The sequence below is a fragment of the Kistimonas scapharcae genome (genome assembly GCF_039540975.1).
Taxonomy (GTDB): domain Bacteria; phylum Pseudomonadota; class Gammaproteobacteria; order Pseudomonadales; family Endozoicomonadaceae; genus Kistimonas; species Kistimonas scapharcae.
In genome coordinates this window covers 1-1,880 of the sequence record NZ_BAABFL010000261.1, presented here as the reverse complement: position 1 = coordinate 1,880, position 1,880 = coordinate 1, and the positions used below count along the sequence as shown (strand labels likewise).

Annotated in this window: 1 protein-coding gene; it reads left to right on the top strand. The window is 43.0% G+C overall.

Annotation, left to right across the window (positions count from 1 at the left end; genetic code table 11):
* Window positions 1-43: 43 nt before the first annotated feature.
* Window positions 44-1,831, top strand: coding sequence for an ankyrin repeat domain-containing protein (locus tag ABD892_RS10855; RefSeq protein ID WP_345195657.1), 1,788 nt, complete (start codon window positions 44-46; stop codon window positions 1,829-1,831).
* Window positions 1,832-1,880: the final 49 nt, after the last annotated feature.

The window sequence follows — 1,880 nt, the reverse complement described above, 5'->3', positions numbered from 1 at the left end:
CAGGCGGTAATGGGAACATGGGGATGAGCTTAGGCGGCAGAACGTGAAATCGCCTTATGTACCGGTTTTTGAGTACTTACCCAACGCTTATAGCTTCCTCTGGGAAAAAGTAGATACCGACTACTATAAAACATTCACAGGTATCCAAGAAAGGCTTGAAAAGCAGTCCCCGGGCGTTGATTTTAGGGAGGATAAATTTCCCGGTTCCGGAGAAACGCATGTTTGCCTTGCATGTACAGAACTAAAGGACATCAAAGAAAAAAACATTGATCAAAAACAGAAAAAAATAACAAAATTGCTCAACATGATAACCGCTATGACCTCACTTGGCGCAAATGTGCGATCACCTGATGCAAGAGGCCGCCACCCACTCTACATTTTGATGACGAGTGATTATTTCCAACGTGGTTCACAAGACATTACGGACCTCATAAAGACGCTCATAGAAGCAAGCGGAGCCAATGATGGCGATACTCGCGATGAAGAAGCCGAACTTACTGTTATCATGCAATTTATCCATGACAACGACCATGAAAGGCTTAGATTCCTGTTAGAGCACGGTGCATCACCTGACAAACCAGGCCGCTGTGGCAATACGCCTGTGCTTCTCGCTATTAGTGAGAATCGAGTTGAATGCCTCACAATCTTGCTTGAATCCGGAGCTGATGCTAACAAGTCTGGTGGAGATGGTATTACACCATTGCTTCATACTATTACTAAAAATAAACATCAGTGTGCCTGTATCTTACTGAAAAAAGCGGCTGACCCTGATCAAGCTGGCGAGAACGGTATTACGCCATTGCTTCATGCCATATTTGAAAACAGAAAAGAGTTCGTCAGTACCTTACTTAAATTCAAAGCTAACCCAAACCGCTTTCATCAGACCGACGCAACACAATCACCATTACTGGTTGCCGCTTGGGGCAATCAAACCAAAATTCTAGAAATCCTATTCATGCAGCATCCCATCCCCACTAACGTCAACATTTCTGACAAAGACAAAACAACTGCATTGATGAACGCATCTTTCTTAGGACATCATAAAACGGTTAGCCTCTTGCTGACACATAAAGCAACAGTTGATCGACTAAGTGCCTATGGCGAAACGGCATTATTTATGGCTCTGAAAAGTACAAGGAGACACAAAATAGCGACCGTCTCAGCTTTGCTGGAAGCAGGAGCCAATACAAACAGAAAAGCAGATGATGGCAGCACACCATTATCCTTAACACTTGTAATAAATGAAGCAACCGAAAGAAATACTATCCTTGATCTACTGTTGAAAAAGGGCGCTGATACTAACCAAACAAATCAGGCCGGCAATCATGCCCTCTTGATGTTATGTATGAATACAACAAAAGAGAGAGACGTAAGCCTAACAGCAACAAAACTGATAATGCATGACGCCAGAATCCATCACCTTAACAACAATAACGAAACAGCGCTTTTCCATGCTGTAAAAAATCGCAACTTGGGCGCGATTCAGACGATTCTGATGACTAATAATCCATCTCGCTCAGCGTTATGGAATGATTACAATAGAACAAATCACGACGGCGTCAGCATACGGCAGATGATAACAGAGCAGAACTACCGCCAAGAAGAACCAGAAATTTATCAATTACTTTGCAGTTTCCTTCAAGGACCAGCACATGAATCACAGCCCAGTCAGCGTGAAGAAGAAAAAAAACAACTGCAAGAATCACTGAAAACCAAAGAGCACGAACTTGCCTGGGCTAAAAGCGACTATGAAGAAAGTTCTCAAGGAATGCTAAAAGAAATCTCCACACTAGAAAGACAACTAGGAGCTGTTGACGTTTCACATTGGTAACCAGACAAAAGCACAAGCCAGAGCTACGACACTGACAAAGTTTCGCTTT